The sequence below is a fragment of the Sedimentisphaera cyanobacteriorum genome (assembly GCF_001997385.1).
In the GTDB taxonomy this organism is placed as follows: domain Bacteria; phylum Planctomycetota; class Phycisphaerae; order Sedimentisphaerales; family Sedimentisphaeraceae; genus Sedimentisphaera; species Sedimentisphaera cyanobacteriorum.
In genome coordinates this window covers 1,967,062-1,984,874 of sequence record NZ_CP019633.1, presented here as the reverse complement: position 1 = coordinate 1,984,874, position 17,813 = coordinate 1,967,062, and the positions used below count along the sequence as shown (strand labels likewise).

The following is a 17,813-nucleotide window of genomic DNA, read 5'->3' as shown; positions in this document are numbered from 1 at the left end:
ACTTTCCCCTTATCATTGCCTTGAACTTTAAAAATTCTGTCTAAAAATATCCCCTTAGTGCTTCTTAGCGTTTCTCAGTGGCTGAAATACCTCAGCGCTGCTCGTGGTTTAAACAAATTAAAAAAATCCTTCCTGCCCTTAGCGCCCTTCGCGGTGCAAAAACAATCCCGGGCAATTCAAAAGAAATCCCCCTTCCAAATTATCCTGTCTTAGGAAAATTTTGAAAAAATACGATCGCAAGGGGTATCTAATATACAGTCGGTATTTTTATCTTAGATTAAGGAAAGCTTTATGAAGAAATCAGTAATAATCTGCGTGTTGGCACTAATTTGCTCCTCGCTGTTTGCTGCAATGCCCGCTGAGAAGATAAGGGCAGGGCTAAAGGAAAGAAACAAAGCCCTTCACATCAAAGACGGCTGGATAAGAGATCCGTACATAATTCTTATGCCGGACGGCTGGTATTACCTCACCGGCACAACCAAACTCCCTGAGGATTCGGAAAAATTCCTTCATAACAAATATAACGACAACATCTCGCCGAACAGGGTTGGGCATATTATGCGGCTCTGGAGAAGCAGAAACCTTATCGATTGGGAGTATATCGGGGCTCCTTATTCTCTTGCAGACGGAATCTGGCCGGAGGTATATCCCGAAAAGCACAGAAACATAAACGACTGGCGGCTTTGGGCTCCGGAGATGCACTTTATAGACGGATGCTGGGTTATTGTTCATACAAGCCCTGCTCCTGTTAACGGGGCTAATCTCTCAGTTACAAGGGGCAGAAAGCTTGAAGGCCCTTATCTCAATCCGATGGGGAAGAATATTCGCAAAAGGCACGACCCTACCCTGTTTGAAGATGAAAACGGAAGAGTATGGCTGATCTGGGGAGCTGCTAATATTGTTCCGCTGAAAGATGATTTCTCCGGCGTGGCCGGTGATTGGGTGCGCATTTGGCCTTCAAACAGAAAAATCGGCCATGAGGGCTGCATGATAAGGAAGATCGGCGATAAGTATGTATTGTTCGGAACGGGCTGGTCAACGGACAAGATGCGCAAAGGCTCATACAACCTTTACTACTGCGTTTCTGATAAGATAAACGGAGGATACGGCAAAAGAAAATTTGCAGGAAGATTCCTCGGCCACGGCACCCTTTTCAAGGATAAGCAAGGCCGGTGGTGGTGCACTGCGTTCTACAATGCAAACGTTCCGAGAATCAGCAGAAAACATGCCCAAACCAAAGACTTGAGCGATACCGCCTACACCGTGAACAAACAGGGGGTTACAATTGTGCCAATGGATATCCGCCAGCTTGATACAGGCGAGATCCGAGTTAAAGCTCTCGATCCTCTCTACGCTTCTCCCGGGAAAGAAGAAGCGCAGGAGTTTTGATTTCAGCAACTGTTTATTCGCTGTCAGGATTTACAGATATTCTATATATTCGTGTTTGAAGCTTCCGTTGCTGTTTAAGTCCAGCAGGCCGAAGCCGGCTTGGCAGCCTCTGTGCGGCCCTCGCCACCAGCCTCCGGAGACGGCTCCGTCGCAGATATAGCTAACGTCCATATAGTCGATTCTGTCTTGGCGGTGCATATGCCCGCTGAGGCAGAGCTTTACATTTTTGTATCTGCTGAAAAGCTTTGCTGCCTTAGGCCCGTCGTAGCATATCCAGCCGGGATTTATTTTAGGCAGATTCCGCCCTGAATCCATAAGCTCGAAATTTGAAATTGTCAGCAGGGGGATATGGGATACAATCGCAGCGGGCATATCTAAAGGCATACCCGCAAGCACATTTTCAAGCCAGGCAAATTGCTTGTCTCCAATCCCGCCGATATATCCGTTTTTATCGTTCGGGTCCGGCTGGACAGTGTTGAGGATAATGAATTTCCAGCCGGAATGGTTGAATGTGTAGTATTCCCCGGGAAGACCGTAATGCCGGATAGGCCATTTTGCTCCCCACTTTGCCTCATCTCCGGTGGTTTTGCTCTTGGATTTGTTCCAGCCCCAGAGGTCGTGATTGCCGAGGCAGTATTTAACGGGGATGTCCGTTTTTGCCATCAGCTTATCAAGCACCTCATACTGCCTTTTCACCTGCTCTTCAGGGGTTGAGAAGGAATCCATAATATTGTCTCCGCCGGTAACTATAAGACTCGGCTTTGGGTTTAGTGAATTAATTTGCTCAATCGCCTTTTCGAAAGTTTCCGGAGCATCTCTGAAGGGTGTGATATGGATATCTGTTAGATGGCAGATTCTCGAACCCTGCTTACTTCCTGCCTTGCCGTTTTGTGCGGCCTTTGCCGGCGTACCGGAATTCAGCATTATTCCGGCAGCCAGAGCCCCTGCACTGCCAAGAAAACTTCTTCTGTCAATCTCTTTACTGCTCATTTTTATCTTCCTTAAAAACTATTTTTATTTATCTGCTTTGATTTTGCCTGATTATAAGCCTCAATGATTAACGTTTTATTTGCACTTTACAGCCCATCTGAATTTTGCAGAAGAGCTGCGTGGATTTTCTGCAATCTCGCCTGCGGAAGGGGCTGCCGGCTTCTTGGATATATATGTATAATAACCCTGCTGAAGGCCTTCCGCAAAGCTTTTCTTCACTAGCCTGTCCTCGCCCTGATGAAAGGATATTATGCCAAGCCGCCCGTCCGGGCTCAGAACATCCGGAGCCGCCTTGAGCAGATCCTTCAGCGCCCCGAGCTCATCATTAACTTCTATCCTGAGAGCCTGAAACACCCTCGCTGCCGGATGCGAGGCGCCGAAAGCGCTTTGCTTATTATGCTTCTGCCAGGTATTTCTAGAATAGCCCTTGGCATTGAGAATCAGATCAATAAGCTCGTTTACAGTTGTTATCGGGCAGGCCTTCCTCTGGCCTGCTATAAAGGAGGCGATGGTTTCGCTGTCGGGTTCATCGGAATATTTGTCGAATATTTCTGAGAGCTTTCCCTCGGAATACTCACGGAGAATCTTCTCGCCTGTAAGTTCAAGGCTGGTGTCCATTCGCATATCCAGAGGCCCGTTTGACTTGTAGCTTATTCCCCTTTGCGGATTATCCACCTGCATACTCGAAACGCCTAAGTCAGCGAGTATAACATCAAATCCGCTGATTCCAAGCTCTGCTGCTGCTTCTTTGATAAAACGGAAATTCCTGTTTATCCCCCTGAATCCGCACTTCAGAGAGCTGAGCCTTTTTTCGGTCTTCTTCAGCTCAGCGATGTCAACATCAAAGCCGAGAAGCAGGCCTTCTTCGCCCAGCTTTTCCATAATTTTGCCCGCATGCCCGCCGTAGCCGAGCGTGCAGTCTGCGGCAGTTTCTCCCATGCCGGGTGAGAGATTTTTCAGAATCTCTCTTTCGAGCACCGGCTTGTGCGTGCCGGGTTTTGTTTTTCCCTTTGCCCTCAAAGGCGGGGCGGAATTGTTCTTCTTTCTCGCTGTCATATAGCCTTGAATGGTTCGTTTAACAAAACTTTACCTTAAATAATCAGCTTTCAGCCGTAATTATCAGCACTTTTCACTTAAATAGCAAATATAATTTCTTTTCGAAAATCGCCTTTTTGGTTTGATATGATTTTAATACTATTATAATATTTCAGCATAACATAATTTTTTTCGGAGAGTTTATTTTGGAAACGCTTATTTTATTAGCAGTCTGTTTTGTTGGTTATATTATTGCCTACAACACCTACGGCAGGTTTCTCGCCCGCAAGATATTCCGGCTTGACAACTCAAGAGAGGTTCCGAGCAGAAAGATAAACGACGGGATAGACTACGTCCCCTCGAAGCGAGGCATAATCTTCGGCCATCACTACACATCCATTGCGGGCACCGGCCCGATTGTAGGTCCTGCTATCGGTATAATCTGGGGCTGGCTTCCGGCGGTTCTGTGGATTTTTCTCGGCTCTATATTTATGGGTGCCGTGCACGATTTCGGCTCGCTTGTAATATCAATGCGTAATGAGGGCAGGAGCGTATCGGAAGCCGCAGCGAAATACATCAACAAACGCGTGCGATTTATATTCTTTGCGGTTGTATTCCTAACACTGCTGATTCTGATAGCGGTTTTCGGCGTTGTAATAGCGAGCGTATTCACCCTCTTTCCCAATTCGGTGATTCCTGTATGGTTTCAGATACCGATAGCTGTACTGCTCGGTAAAGCGGTTTACAAAATGGGTGCGAACGTGAATATCAGCACAGCAGCAGCGGTTATAGCTATGTATCTGATGATTATTGCAGGTTCTTACTTCCCGATTGAGATTCCCTCTATGATGGGGATTCCAGCCTCCGGGGTTTGGGTGATTCTTCTTCTTATCTACGCATGGATTGCCTCCACTCTTTCGGTAACAACGCTTTTACAGCCGAGGGACTATATCAACGCATGGCAGCTTTTCGTAGCACTGACTCTGCTTATTGCAGGAGCAGTTTTTTCCGGTTTTACAACAGATTTTGAGATGTCTGCACCGATGATAAATCAAAATGTCCCGGAAACCACCCCGGCGATCTGGCCGTTTATGTTTGTGGTGATTGCGTGCGGGGCAGTGAGCGGGTTTCATTCGCTTGTGGCCTCAGGTACAAGCCCGAAACAGGTGGAGAAAGAAACCGATTCGCTTTTCGTTGGCTACGGTTCAATGCTGCTGGAGGGGGTGCTTGCGCTTTTGGTGATTGTATGTGTATCTGCGGGAATCGGAATGGCTCTTGAGGTTGACGGGCAAACCCTCACGGGTGCTGCAGCGTGGAACGAGCAGTATTCAAACTATATCGGCTCGCAGGGTCTGAACAGCAAACTAAGGCCTGTAGTGTTAGGTGCGGCAAATATGATGGGCTCTATCGGGATACCAGCAGCCGTTGGCACGACGCTTATGGGCGTTTTCATTGCCTCTTTCGCAAGCACAACTCTCGATACTTCAGTGCGTCTTCAGAGGTATGTGGTGGGCGAACTGGCTCAGGACTTCAAAATCAGCTGGCTGAAAAACCGCTGGACAGCCACAAGCCTTGCAGTGCTCACAGCAGCAGGGCTGGCTTTTGCAAACGGCGCAGGCGGAAAAGGGGCTCTGGTTCTCTGGCCGCTTTTCGGAAGCGCAAATCAGCTTCTCGCTGCACTGGCTCTTCTGGTAATAACGCTTTATCTGCGCACCAAAGGCGGGAAGAAATTTATCTTCGCCCTGATTCCCTGCATATTTATGCTGATTATCACAAACTGGGCGATGGTGCTCAACGAAATAAGATTTGCCGAGAACGGAAATATCCTGCTCGTGGCTATCGGGGGGCTGGTATTCCTGCTCGCTCTCTGGGTAACAATAGAGGCAGGAATTGTTTTCGCCCGCAGGCCGGCAGAAGATTAGCTTCTCGGAATGTTAAAAGCAATCTTAAAGCGTGAATTCTCGAATATCAGTGCCGGAATTTGCAGGCTTTTCGAGCTATAATGCAAAAACACAAACTGAGGCTCAAGTTTTGCCTTTAAACTTATTAGTTTTGTTTTAAATAATTCTGCTAAACTACACTTATTTAAACTTGACTTTACCAAACCTTTAATGTAGAAAAGTGCTAATTAGCTAAATTTGTATATTTATATGGGGTTAGTATGAAAACTTTTGTAAGTTCGGGTTTAATAATGTTCTTCTGCATATCTTTGGTCTTTCCGCAGGAGAGCTTCTCACAGGAACAAATTATGCGTTCGGATTTGGTTGACCGTATCGAAGGGATGTGGCTTGGTCAGATTGTGGCCAATATGGCCGGACGGTCAACAGAAGGGCATTACAGCGGCAGTTCACCTAATCCTGCTGAAAGCGTTGATTGGGACCTCAGAGGCCCTGATGATTATTGGCCGGGAGATGATGATACTGATATCGAATATATTGCGATGGATACGCTTGAGCAATACGGGGCCAACCCTACGGGTCAGCAGCTTGCTTGGCAATGGCTGGATCATATAAATTCAAGCGGGTCAGGGGTTTACATTTCGAATCGTCAGGCTTGGTCTTTAATGGGCGATGGGTATATTCCTCCGGAAACAGGCAGCAGGCACAGAAATATGCACTGGTATTCCATCGATTCGCAGATTACTACTGAGATAATTGGTGCGGTTTACCCCGGTCTTACCCAAGGCACCGTTGACACTGTTTATACATTTGCGAATATTTCAAATGCCGGCTACCCTGTACACGCAGCCCAGTTTTACGGGGCAATGTATTCAATGGCTTATTTTGAGTCTGATATTAAAACACTTGTTGAGAATGCATTGGATATTCTTCCAGCTACCAGCAGAAGCTATGATGTGGTTTCAGATGTGCTGAGCTGGTACGAGGCCGATATGGCCGAGGGAACGCCAAATTGGCGGGAAACCCGCAGCCTGCTTTATGATTATTACGGCAGCGGAGATTTTGCCAATGGCAGATATCACAACTGGATAGAATCCACTGTCAACCTGGGGGCAACGGTACTTTGCCTTTTGTATGGTGATGGCGATTATAAAAACACTGCCCAGATAGGAATTTTAGCGGGCTGGGACTGCGACTGCAACCCGGCCACAGCGGGGGGGGGGTATAATCGGCATAATAAAAGGCAGAAGCGGCCTCCCTCAAGACCTGTTCGGTGAAGATGTATGCAGCAATACATACCGAAACATATACAGGCTAAACCTGAATTCTTACGAATCAGTGAACAGCATAGCAAACAGGGCAGCTGATTTAGCAGAAACTAATATACTCGCAAACGGCGGTGCTAAACAAATAGACGGCGAACAAATAACTTACCAAATCAACACCCAGCAGGCTTCGGCTCTGCCTGAAAATCCTTCTCCGGAATCCCCGAGGGGACTTGCAGGAGAGGCTCTTGCAAACGGGATTGATGTAACAGTTAATGCGGCCAAAAAACACACGAGCACTTCCAATGACAGATACAATATCCTTTCTCTGATTGACGGGGTTTATGATAATTCTCATAACGGGCATCGTCCTTACTGGAGCTTAGGCCTCAGCGGCGAGCAGGACTGGTATGAGCTTGAATTCGGCGAACCTGTATTGATTGATTCGGTAAGATTTTATGAAGGTGATGTTGTCTGGAACGGGGTAAATACCTATGTGGCGGATAATCCTCTCAAGGGCGGATTTTTTGAGGATATAAAGATTGAGGTATTTAAGAACGGCGAATATGCAGAGCCTTCAAATATCACCCAGTCCGAGCCTCTTGAAAAGCTAAAGATGTATCAGGATATAGAATTTAATTTTGACCCGATCGTCTGCACCAAGGCAAGAATTTCAGGAACTGCCGGCGGGAGCTACCCGTTTACCACAGTTCTGGAGCTTGAAGCCTACGGGAGCATACAGCCCTTTGTTTATGTTGAGCACTGCTCGCTTGAGGATTTGACGCAGAATTCAAGGATTGATGATATATCTCTGCAATTCAGCGAGCCGCTCGCTTCAGAATCCAGTCCTGAGATAAATATTCGAAATACGAGCAATTCAGAGATTATTCCATCTTCTGTGTTAATTGAAGAGGATTTAGAGGGGCTTAGCATAACGCCGGACGCGCCGCTTCCGGACGGGAATTTCGTATTAGAGATCAGCTGCGATTCAGTAATTGATGCTGAAGGCGGAACTCTTATTGATGATGATATGCACGCAAATGACGGCTATTACCGCATTAATTTTCATTCTCTCTTTGGAGACCTTAACGGCGACGGGAAGATAGACCAGTCGGATTATTCGGCGTTTTCAAGTGTCTGGAAAACTGATGATCCGAATGCTGATTTTAACAGGGATTCAATTACAGATGAGCTCGACCTCATAGAATTTGCGGACAACTGGCTCAAAGAGCTTTAGGGATTTTCCGGAATGAATCTGCTGCTTACTGAAAGCGAATAAAAGTTTAATCCCGTTTTTAGGGTATGCTAATAATGCTCTAATCAAACTTTTTATTGTTAAACTTGGATTTTTCCCACAATTTTGCTTGCCAAGAAAAAAGATTTCAGTAACATCCCACTACTGTCAAAAATTGCCTTGCTTTTAAACTAAAGTTTTACTATACACGGAGGCGACATTGTGGCTAAAGTAAGCGACATAAAAAACGTTGTACTCCTCGGTCATGGAAGTTCTGGGAAAACCACGCTTGTGGAGGCGGCTCTCCACAAGACCGGTCAGATAAACCGGCACGGAACGATCGAGGAAAAGAATACCGTCTGTGATTACGACGACGAAGAAAAAGAAATTCAGCATTCAATTCAGTCAGCAATAGCTCATACCGACTACAAAGGCAAACAAATCAATTTTATCGATTGTCCGGGTTATCCGGGATTCTTAGGCGGAGCCCTTTCCTCCCTTTCAGCAGCAGAAACAGCTCTTATTGTAGTAAATGCCAGCAACGGCATAGAAGTGAACACCAGAAGGATGTACAAGGCAGCAGATCAGGCTGGCCTGTGCAAGATTATTGTAGTAAACAAACTCGATCACGATGACGCAGAATGTGCCGAGCTTGTTGAGCAGATTCAACAGACCTTCGGAACAGAATGCAGATGTGCGAACCTTCCAACCTTAGACCATAAATCCGTTATAGACTGCGTATCTAATGATCAGGGAGAATCCTTTATCACAGCGGAAGACGCTCATACGCAGCTCGTAGAGAGCATTATCGAATGCGATGATGACCTCATGGAGGCATACCTCGGCGGAGAAGAGATAAGCAAGCAGAAGGTGGAAGAGGTTTTTGTGAAGGCGATGCTGGAAGGCAGCGTTGTTCCAATAGTTTTCACAAGCGCAAAAAATGAAGCAGGGATTGAGGAGCTTCTCGAGGTGATCTATGAAAGCGCTCCATCACCTGACCAGGCCAAACCCGCAGTTCTAACTGACGGTGAGAATAAAACAGAGCTCAAGGCGGATCCGGAAGGCCCGCTTGCAGGACTTGTTTTCAAAGTGGGTACGGACCCCAAAACCCATATGAAATATTCATTCATCCGCCTTTTCAGCGGCACAATTAAATCCGATACTCAGATGCACTGCAATGATGAGAAAAAGGCTTTGCGTCCCGGGCATATTCTAAGGCCTCAGGGAGCTGAAACAGACGAGATCGAAAGCGCTTCGGCGGGTGATATTATATGTCTTGCGAAAATCGATGACCTGAAATACGGTGATCTTATTCATGACGGTAAGGTTAGCGGAAGTTTTGAACTTACAGAACTCCCGCTGCCTATGTTTGCTCTCGCATTGGAGCCTGCGTCCAAAGGGGATGAGACGAAAATCGGCGTGGCTCTGGAAAGGCTTTGTGAAGGGGATCCCTGTTTCGCGGAAGGGCACGACCCCAACACAAAGGAACTTGTAATCAAGGGTTTGGGAGAGATGCATCTGAAAGTTATGCTCTCCAAAATGGAAAAGATTTACAAGGTCCATGTTAACACCAAGCCGCCAAAAATTCCTTACAAAGAAACTATCACAGCTAAAGCAGAAGGCCATTACAGGCACAAGAAACAGTCCGGCGGGGCTGGTCAGTTCGGCGAGGTCTATCTCAGGGTGGAGCCCGGCGAACGCGATCAGGAACCATCGCTGTCTTACAGCTGGGATATTTTTGGCGGTTCCATCCCTTCTCAATTTGAAACGCCAGTAGTTAAGGGTATTGAGGATGTGATGGAGTCCGGCGTAACAGCAGGATTTCCGATGCAGGATATCAAGGTAAGCATCTACGACGGCAAGCATCACCCTGTAGATTCCAAGGAAGTTGCTTTTAGAGCTGCGGGCAAAGGGGCATTTATTGATGCTGTGCAGAAGGCAAAGCCCTGTCTGCTCGAGCCTGTGGTTGATATGGAGATTACCGTTCCAACCGAATTCATCGGCGATGTTACCGGCGATATATCCGGCAAGAGAGGCCGGGTGCAGGGCCAGGAAATGCTTTCGGGGGATATGGCCTCGGTGAAGGCGCTTGTTCCGCTTTCGGAAGTGGCAAACTATGACGGCCAGCTTAAGAGTATGACCGGAGGACAAGGCAGCTACTCAATGGAACTTAGCCATTATGATGTAGTTCCGCCGAATGTGCAGCAGAAGGTAATAGAGAAATACAAGGCCGAAGAGGAAAAAGAATAGACTAATTAAAAGCCTGCATAATTTGCAGGCTTTTTACTTGGGGCGAATTTCTAAAGCCTTTAAACACTTTGAAGTTCGGCGATTTATATTCCATACTCTTCTGCCTGCTTGTCTCCTTGTGCTTGACGGGGCGGCTCTGGTTTTTTGCCTTTGGCAGCACGCTTGACAAGCCGTGAAGATTGAATAATATATTCTTCTTGTTTGAGCGCAGAGAGTCTGCGCTTTTTTAACGCAATTGATAAATTTAAGAATCTTTTAAGATAAAGGAGCGTGTAATGCCTCTTGTAACAACCAAAAAGATGTTCGATGCCGCTTATAAAAACGGCTATGCGATCGGTGCGTTCAATGTTAACAATATGGAGATCACTCAGGGTATTGTTAATGCAATCGCAAAAACAAAGTCTCCGCTGATACTTCAGGTGTCAAAAGGGGCGAGGAAGTATGCGAATATGAATTATCTCAAGGCAATTATTGATGTTGCTGCAGAGCAGAATCCTGACATTCCGATTGCCATGCACCTCGACCACGGCGACAGCTTCGAAACCTGCAAGCAGTGCGTTGATGACGGCTTTACATCAGTAATGATCGACGGTTCACACCACGAACTTGAGGAAAATATCGCGATTACAAAGAAGGTTGTTGAATACGCTCACGACCACGGCGTAGTTGTAGAGGCAGAGCTCGGCCAGCTCGGCGGGATTGAAGAGGATGTTGTAGGCGTTTCTTCTGAAGACGTAATGAAGCACCTGACCAACCCAGATCAGGCTGTGGAATTTGTAGAGAAAACCGGCGTTGACTCGCTCGCTATCGCCTGCGGGACAAGCCACGGCGCTTACAAATTCAAGGAAGCTCCAAAGCTTGCTTACGATGTGATTGAGAAGATCTCCGAGAAGATTCCGGAATTCCCGCTGGTTATGCACGGTTCAAGCTCAGTGCTTCCGGAATTCAAGGATTTGATCAATAAATACGGCGGCGATATGCCCGACGCTATGGGCGTGCCGGAGGAAGCTATTACAGAAGCTTCAAAGATGGCTATCTGCAAGGTTAATATCGATACAGACCTCCGTATGGCTCTTACCGCAAAGATTCGTGAAGTTTTCGCTACCAATCCGAGCGAATTCGATCCGCGTAAATACCTCGGCCCAGGCCGCGATGCTATTGAAAATATGGTTCTCCATAAGCTCGAAGTTCTCGGCTGTTCAGGCAAGGCTGCTGAATGCAGATAAGCTGATTGTTTCAGCGGTATGAAATTAAAAAGGCCGGTTTTGAAGCCGGCCTTTCTTATGCGCTGAATCTAAAGTTTGATTGGGCCGGGGCGGTTTATCTCAGCGGCGTTGTTTGCCGCTCCCGGGAAATCCCCGCGTTTGCCCATTTTACCGCCGCCGTGAAGAGTGCCTCTGTCCTGAGTAGGATTTTTCGGTACGCTGTCGCCGGTCTGCTTTTTCCATTTATCCAGCAGGCTGCGCATCTTGTCCATTATCTCTTTGCAGGCAGGGTCTTTGGAGCGGTCGCAGAACTGGTGCGGGTCTTCCCGCACGTTATAAAGCTGCTCTTCGGGCTGATTCTTCATTGTAACTTTCATCTGGTTTTCCGTTAGCCTGCCTTCTTGTGCTGCTTTCCAGAATTCCTTCACATCTGCAAAACCATAGCTGGCGCTCTCGCCGCATACGTTGTATTCTCCCGGGTATGCGTTCCAGATGTAGAGCCAGTCCCCCGTGCGAACCATCCGTTCATGCAGCTTGTAAACGTGCCAGTTCCTCTCGGCGAATGCAGCATCCCTGCTTTGGTGCTGATGATCGCTTAGCGTTTTAGCAAAGCTCACGCCCTGCACGGTTTCGGGCTTTTTGAGCCCGGCAAGCTCAAGGAAGGTTGCAGAATAGTCAATCGAGCTAACCAGCGAATCTGTTCTGCCCTGCTCAACGCCCGGGCCTCTAATCAGCAAAGGCGTTTTTATCCCGCTCTCATACATATAATTCTTGCAGCGTATGAACGGCCTTCCGTTGTCTGCTGTGTAGATGAAGTACGTATTATCGAGTTCGCCCTGCCTTTTGAGCTCTTCAATCACTTTGCCTGCATAATGGTCTGTCCGGCTTACTTCGTGATAGAAGCCTGCAAGATTCTTTCTTGCCTCAGTTCCGTCGTACATCATCGGCGGAACTTTCACATCTTCCAGCTCGTATTCCGGCGCCTTGTCGTTTATCTGCCAGTCTCTGTGGGCATCGTGTGAGGCAAACCACATAAAGAAAGGCTTATTCTTTGGTCTTCCCTTGAGCACATCCATCCACTTCTCAGAACCCGAAGGGCGGGAATCTACCACCAAATCGAACCCGAGCGATTTATTTCTGCCCATGTGGTTTTTGCCTGCAAGGGCTGTGTAGTAGCCGGCTTTGTGGAATTCCTGCATAAATGTGCGCTGCTGTTTGGGCAGTGGGGTGTGCAGTTCTGGCGCACCAGTATTGTGCGGATAGCGGCCGGTGATGATAGAACACCTGCTCGGAGAGCATGAGCTTATCGTAAGATACGCATTATCAAAAACGAGGCTCTGCTTTGCCACGCTGTCAAGATTTGGCGTTTTAACGTGCTGATTGCCGTAGAAGCCTAAATCATTGGGCGATATGTCGTCTGTGATAAGGAAAACAAAATTCGGCCTTTTCTTCTCAGCCCCGCCGGCAAGGCCTGCCCCGAATGTAAGGGCGGCCGCCTGAAATCCTAAATTTCTTAAAAACGTTCTTCGTTTCAAACTCAGCTCCTTTGCTCTAAAAACTTATTTGTTATCTTTAGCTTAAATTCCCATTGGCTCAAGTATATAGCCGAATGAATACTGTCCGGGCTTCACTCTGTACTGAGGCAGAGCAGGGAAATTCCCGCAGCTTGCGTTTCCAAGGCCGCACTGCCTAAAGTCGATATCCCAAAACACTTCCGGCTCACGCTTGAGATCGTAAGTATGGTAGGCTTTGGAGATATTCATATCGCTGTAATGAGCTGCGCTGGTTTCGAGCAGCTGCCTGCCGAGAGCCTTAACGCCAAAGCCGCTCTGATCGCTGAGGCTCACCCAGCGGACATCGGTTTTATTGCCGTTCTCCTGCGGGGCGGGAAATGAAACGAACTGCTCATCCACCGTTCCTGAGTAAACCCGTGCGAGAGTCCCGTTGTTTCTGTCGGCGTAGTTATGCTGAGGCCCGCGTCCATACCACGTAAATATTTCAAAGCCTTCAGCTGCGATGCATTCTGTGCCTACTTTCGGCAGAGAAGGCAGTTTTGAAATATATCCTCCTGAGGTTGTTATGTCAAACCGAAAATCTATCGCTCCGCCCGGGAGAAGCAAGGCAGTGATTTTTGAATGAATCTTTCCGCCTTTGCATTTGCCCTCTCTGTTTACTGCTGCCTTCAAGGCGTTTTCAGTGCGAACGGTTTCGATACTATTCAAGCTCCATTCTATACTGTCAAGGCCTGCCTTCTGCCATAGCCCGCTGTATTTTTTGCTGCTTTTCCAAGCTTTGAAGAATTTTGCGTAGCCGCCGTCGTTGTCTGTGGGAGCCCGCCATAGGTCTTCTTTAGGTCCCTGCTTTAGAATCAATTTGCCGTTTACGCGATAATCCTCAAAGATTCCTTTACTGTTGAGCGTTATCTCTGCTCTTCTGCATTTGAATACCTTTTCGCTTCCATCCTCCGCGATTTTCCAACCCCCTGTTTGGGCAGGTTTTTCGATTGCAGGTTTGAAGCCCGTTATGCTGAGCTGCTCTTTTGCTGTATGCCAGCCGCTTTCTGCCCAGATTTTATCTTCAGGCAGATCGATATAGATATTCAGCAGCCATTCGGCATTTCTGCTAAGGTTCTCTGGGTTGACAGGGCTCTTGATTTCGCCTGTCTGCTGAGGCTTAATTGATGGCAGTTTGAATTTTCCGGATTTATGCTGCCTTCCGTCTTTGAGAAGCTCCCAGCTGCCGTCGAATGAGCTGAGGTCAGTAAAGAAATTTTTGTTCTTGATTTTGATGCTGGTCCTGCTTTCATCCGCCCACTGAATCTCAGCGTTCTGATAGCAGTATCCAACCTCGGTAAGTTTTCCGGTAACCGAAAGGTCTGCAAGCACAATCCCGTTGAGGCAGAAGTTTGCGCTGTGTTCAACCTCGCCGAAGTCTCCGCCAAAGCCGTAATACTCTTGGCCGCCTTCTGTTTGTGTAAGGATCGCCTGATCTGCCCAGTCCCAGATGCAGAAGCCCGCTATTCCGGGATACTCTTCCATTATCTGAACTGTTTCCAGCAGTCCGCCGATGGCATTGCCCATCCCGTGAGCTCCTTCAGTTCGGATATAAGGCTTGCCGAAATCCGCTTCACCAATTTTTCTGAAGGTTTTGTTGTCGTAGTATCTGCCCTTTCCGCCTTTATGGTTTCCGCCTGCGATAATATCATACACCTTGGGCTGAATGTTGTAATGATATGATGTGTGTCTTGTGCTGTCCATCTGCTTTGCAGTATAATGCATCGCTGCCATATTCGGGCCGTTGTGCGCCTCGTTGCCCACAGACCAGTTTATTACGCAGGGATGATTCCTGTCCCGTTTAATCATTCGCCGCATCCTCTTTACGTGAGCAGGCTTCCAGACAGGATTTGTAACAATCCCGTGTCCCGTGCTCTCGAGATTTGCCTCATCGATAACATACAGCCCGTATCGATTGCAAAGCCTGTAAAACTCCGAATTAAACGGGAAATGGGCAGTTCGAACGCAGTTTATGTTGTACTTCTTCATCAGGCTCAGCTCATTTCTGAGCCTTTCTTCTGTGATGTAATGGCCTTTTACAGGGTCGTGCTCAACGCGGTTTACCCCTTTGAGCTTTACTGGCCTGCCGTTTATAAGGAAAACCTCGCCTCTGATCTCAAGCTCGCGGAAACCGAATTCTGTTGAGGTGGACTGAATTGTATTGCCGTTTTTCTTCAGAGCAATCGTGAGCGGATAAAGGTTAGGTTCTTCTGCCGTCCATTTTTTCGGGTTTTCAATTGGAGCTGCCAGCACTACCTTCCGGGAATCACGTGCAGAAATTATCGGCACTTCCTCTCTGAGCGTTTTACCGGCAATTCGGCATTCAAAAACCAGCCCTTTTGCGCTTTCATCTGAGAAATTGCTAACTTCAGCTTCAATCGAAAAGTCCGCATTCTCGTAGTTTTTATCCAGCTCAGCACTGGCGAAGTAGTCCCAGACAGCGGTTTTGGGCATACAAAAGAGCCACACATCACGGTATATGCCGCTGAGATTGAAGCCGTCCTGATCTTCAAGCCAGCTCCCGTCGCACCATCTAAACACCCTCAGGGCGATTGTGTTTTCTCCGTCATTGAGGTACTCGGTGAGGTTGAATTCTGCGGGGAGTTTGCTGTCTTGCGAATAGCCTGCGAATTCACCGTTTATCCAGAGCTGGAATGCCGATTCCACCCCGTCGAAATGTACAAAAACCTGCTGTCCCTGCCAGCTTTGCGGAACAGTGAACGTGCGTTTATAGCAGGCTGTGGGGCTGCCGTATGGAGTTTCTACAGCGGGAAAAGCCTCGCTGTCGAAGGAAAGATAGCCTGCATTCCTGTATATCGGATTGCCCCAGCCTTTCATCTGCCAGTTAGAAGGGACTTCAATATCATCCCAGCCGGAAACATCATAGCCTTGAGTGTAAAATTGCTTCGGGCTCTGCTCGGGCAATTTTGACCACTTGAATTTCCAAGTCCCGTTCAGGGATTTCTTCAGCGCCTTCCGCGAATCAAGCGAAGCGGCAGACTGAATGTCTTTGTACTGATATGAAAATGCCCTTGCCGGCGCACGGTTAATCTGCGTTATCTGGGGGTTTTCCCAAAGCTCGGCTCCTGAAGAAACTGATGCAAATACGGAAAACAATGCAATAAATATCATTTTATTCATTTTTGGCCTTTAATTTAATAAATAAACTCATATATTAATGTCATTTCAAGTGGAAAATTTCAAAGTTTTTGAAAAAATATATCGTTGAGTTTCCTAAAACAGCCAAAAATTTAAAAGTACTCGGCATTATAGAATCGCCATTCTTAAACTGCAAGGTATGGTAAAAGAAAGAATAATACCAAATAGATTAAGTAATATGCAGGCATATCTTCTTAAGCCTTGCAGATATTATTGCCGAATCAGTCTTCGCTTAGCCAGTTTTGTGCGAAAATCACGAAATCGCTGAGGTTAATCTCGCAGGACATATCGATATCTGCGGGGTTGTAGAAACGAAGCACGGGATAATCGGACTCATTGAACGGAGTTTGGCTTATTCTCCATACGCCGATAAAATCTCAGCCTTCAAACGTGCTTTTCTGCTGGAGCTGGGAGGTGGTTTTGCCGGTGCCTCCGGAGCTTGTCTGCCGGCCTGAAGTTTCGGTGTCCCAAAAGCTGTCGTACACGTCTGGGTCATCGGAGTCTGATTTGCCCGCAAGTCCGCCAACGTGCAGGCTCCCCGTTACCTTTCCTGTAGAATAGCATTTTCTTATGCCGCTATTTTCGTGTTTGCCGACAAGTCCGCCTGCATATTCATCGCCGTCCACCTCGCCTGATGCGAAGCAGTTTTTGATACTGCTGTTTGAGCAGTTCCGTCCAGCTAAGCCTCCTGCATAGTCCGGATAATCAGCAGCCGTGGAGAGCCTCGTTATATCTCCGCCTGCCCAGCACTGATTTATCTCGGCGTCCATATTGTATCCGACAAGCCCCCCGATATATTGCGAGCTGTCCCCGAGCACGAAGTTTACTTTTGAAGAGCAGAGCATCATATCTCCGCAGCTGTTGAACCCCGCTGCTCCCCCAATCCGATTGGAGCCTCCTCCGCATTTTATAAATCCTGAACTCGTGGAGCGTTGGATATTGCCTTCGTTGTAGCCGGTTATCCCGCCTATGCACACATTTGCACCTGCAAGAAGAGTTATCTCCGCATGGCATGTGCAGTTTGTAATCAGCCCTAAATTTTTACCTGCGGCGGCACCCACGCAAAAACTTTCGCAGTCTTCAGCGGGGTTTATATCCAAAAATATCGAGAGGTTTTTTACAACCCCTGAGGAAGAAATTTTTCCGATAAGTCCGAGGTATTCGTGGTCTTTGCCCGAAGCTGTGTAGGGGTTGATAGATAATCCTGTGATGCAGAATCCCTGTCCGTCGAGCGTGCCTGAAAATGGAGTTCCCTGGAAGTTGCCCAGTAATGTATCTGTGTCAGGCGATATCGGCGATCTGGAATAAGGCGAGTAGGCGGAAAGGTCTATATCTCCCGCAAGTACAGTGCTGCCTGTCCAAAAGCCTGCATTTCTTCGGTATGTATCAAAATCCGAAGCGGTATCTATCACCCAGGGAGATTCGGGAGTGCCCTCTCCCGGGAGCTGAGAATAAACGCAGGCGGCCGAAACTAAAAGGATAACACATAACTTAAGACGCATAATTTTACCTCCTTTGTTAAATTATAAAACCAAAAGGTTAGCTTAACATATTTTAAGTGCTGATTCAAGGGCTTCGTAGTAAAACAAAACACAATTTTTGGGGCGTGGGATTGGTTTGAAACCACGAGAAGCACTGAGATATTTCAGCCACTGAGAAACGCTAAGATACGCTAAGGAATTTGACGAACGACTAATTTCCCCTGATTTTTCACTGATGAGAGATGATCGCTCGCGCAGGTTCGCCCCTGGTCGCCAACAAAACCCGCAGACAAAAAATCCTTAGCGAGTTTTCCGCCGCAGGTGGACTGGCTCAGTAAATAGATTCTGCAAAGC

Annotated in this window: 11 protein-coding genes; 6 read left to right on the top strand and 5 right to left on the bottom strand. The window is 47.5% G+C overall.

Translation table 11 applies throughout. The annotated features are described in order from the left end of the window. The first annotated feature begins 291 nt into the window (after positions 1–291). Positions 292–1,389: a family 43 glycosylhydrolase gene (locus L21SP3_RS08030; protein WP_077540408.1), complete on the top strand. Its 1,098-nt coding sequence runs from the start codon at positions 292–294 to the stop codon at positions 1,387–1,389. A 30-nt stretch (positions 1,390–1,419) separates the two neighbouring features. Here L21SP3_RS08030 and L21SP3_RS08025 read toward each other — a convergent pair whose 3' ends face one another. Both L21SP3_RS08025 and rsmH read right to left on the bottom strand, forming a co-directional pair. After that, on the bottom strand, positions 1,420–2,379 hold the full coding sequence (locus L21SP3_RS08025) for a metallophosphoesterase family protein (protein ID WP_077540406.1): 960 nt from the start codon (positions 2,377–2,379) through the stop codon (positions 1,420–1,422). Positions 2,380–2,454: 75 nt separating this feature from the next. After that, positions 2,455–3,435: a 16S rRNA (cytosine(1402)-N(4))-methyltransferase RsmH gene (gene rsmH / locus L21SP3_RS08020; RefSeq protein ID WP_077540404.1), complete on the bottom strand. Its 981-nt coding sequence runs from the start codon at positions 3,433–3,435 to the stop codon at positions 2,455–2,457. Positions 3,436–3,620: 185 nt separating this feature from the next. Here rsmH and L21SP3_RS08015 point away from each other — a divergent pair, with 185 nt between their 5' ends. The 5 genes from L21SP3_RS08015 (at position 3,621) to fba (ending at position 11,287) form a co-directional block, all read left to right on the top strand. After that, positions 3,621–5,336: a carbon starvation CstA family protein gene (locus L21SP3_RS08015; protein ID WP_077540402.1), complete on the top strand. Its 1,716-nt coding sequence runs from the start codon at positions 3,621–3,623 to the stop codon at positions 5,334–5,336. Between the two features lie 239 nt (positions 5,337–5,575). Further along, on the top strand, positions 5,576–6,589 hold the full coding sequence (locus tag L21SP3_RS08010) for an ADP-ribosylglycohydrolase family protein (RefSeq protein ID WP_077540400.1): 1,014 nt from the start codon (positions 5,576–5,578) through the stop codon (positions 6,587–6,589). Positions 6,590–6,650: 61 nt separating this feature from the next. Further along, positions 6,651–7,814, top strand: a complete 1,164-nt coding sequence (locus tag L21SP3_RS08005; RefSeq protein ID WP_077540398.1) for a hypothetical protein — start codon at positions 6,651–6,653, stop codon at positions 7,812–7,814. A 219-nt stretch (positions 7,815–8,033) separates the two neighbouring features. Continuing rightward, positions 8,034–10,061 carry an elongation factor G gene (fusA, locus tag L21SP3_RS08000; protein WP_161488149.1) on the top strand — a complete coding sequence of 676 codons (2,028 nt, stop codon included), beginning with the start codon at positions 8,034–8,036 and terminating at the stop codon, positions 10,059–10,061. A gap of 275 nt (positions 10,062–10,336) precedes the next feature. Further along, positions 10,337–11,287 (top strand): class II fructose-1,6-bisphosphate aldolase, encoded by a 951-nt coding sequence (gene fba, locus L21SP3_RS07995; protein ID WP_077540394.1) that lies wholly within the window; start codon positions 10,337–10,339, stop codon positions 11,285–11,287. 68 nt (positions 11,288–11,355) lie between these two features. Here the strand turns inward: fba and L21SP3_RS07990 are convergent, their stop codons facing one another. The 3 genes from L21SP3_RS07990 to L21SP3_RS07980 all read right to left on the bottom strand — a co-directional run bounded on the left by L21SP3_RS07990 (position 11,356) and on the right by L21SP3_RS07980 (position 17,480). Further along, positions 11,356–12,801: a sulfatase family protein gene (locus L21SP3_RS07990; RefSeq protein WP_227806753.1), complete on the bottom strand. Its 1,446-nt coding sequence runs from the start codon at positions 12,799–12,801 to the stop codon at positions 11,356–11,358. Between the two features lie 42 nt (positions 12,802–12,843). After that, a complete protein-coding gene (locus L21SP3_RS07985) occupies positions 12,844–15,960 on the bottom strand; it encodes a glycoside hydrolase family 2 (RefSeq protein WP_077540381.1) in 3,117 nt (1,038 codons plus the stop codon). Between the two features lie 395 nt (positions 15,961–16,355). After that, positions 16,356–17,480: a GLUG motif-containing protein gene (locus L21SP3_RS07980; RefSeq protein ID WP_077540379.1), complete on the bottom strand. Its 1,125-nt coding sequence runs from the start codon at positions 17,478–17,480 to the stop codon at positions 16,356–16,358. Between the last annotated feature and the right edge of the window lie 333 nt (positions 17,481–17,813).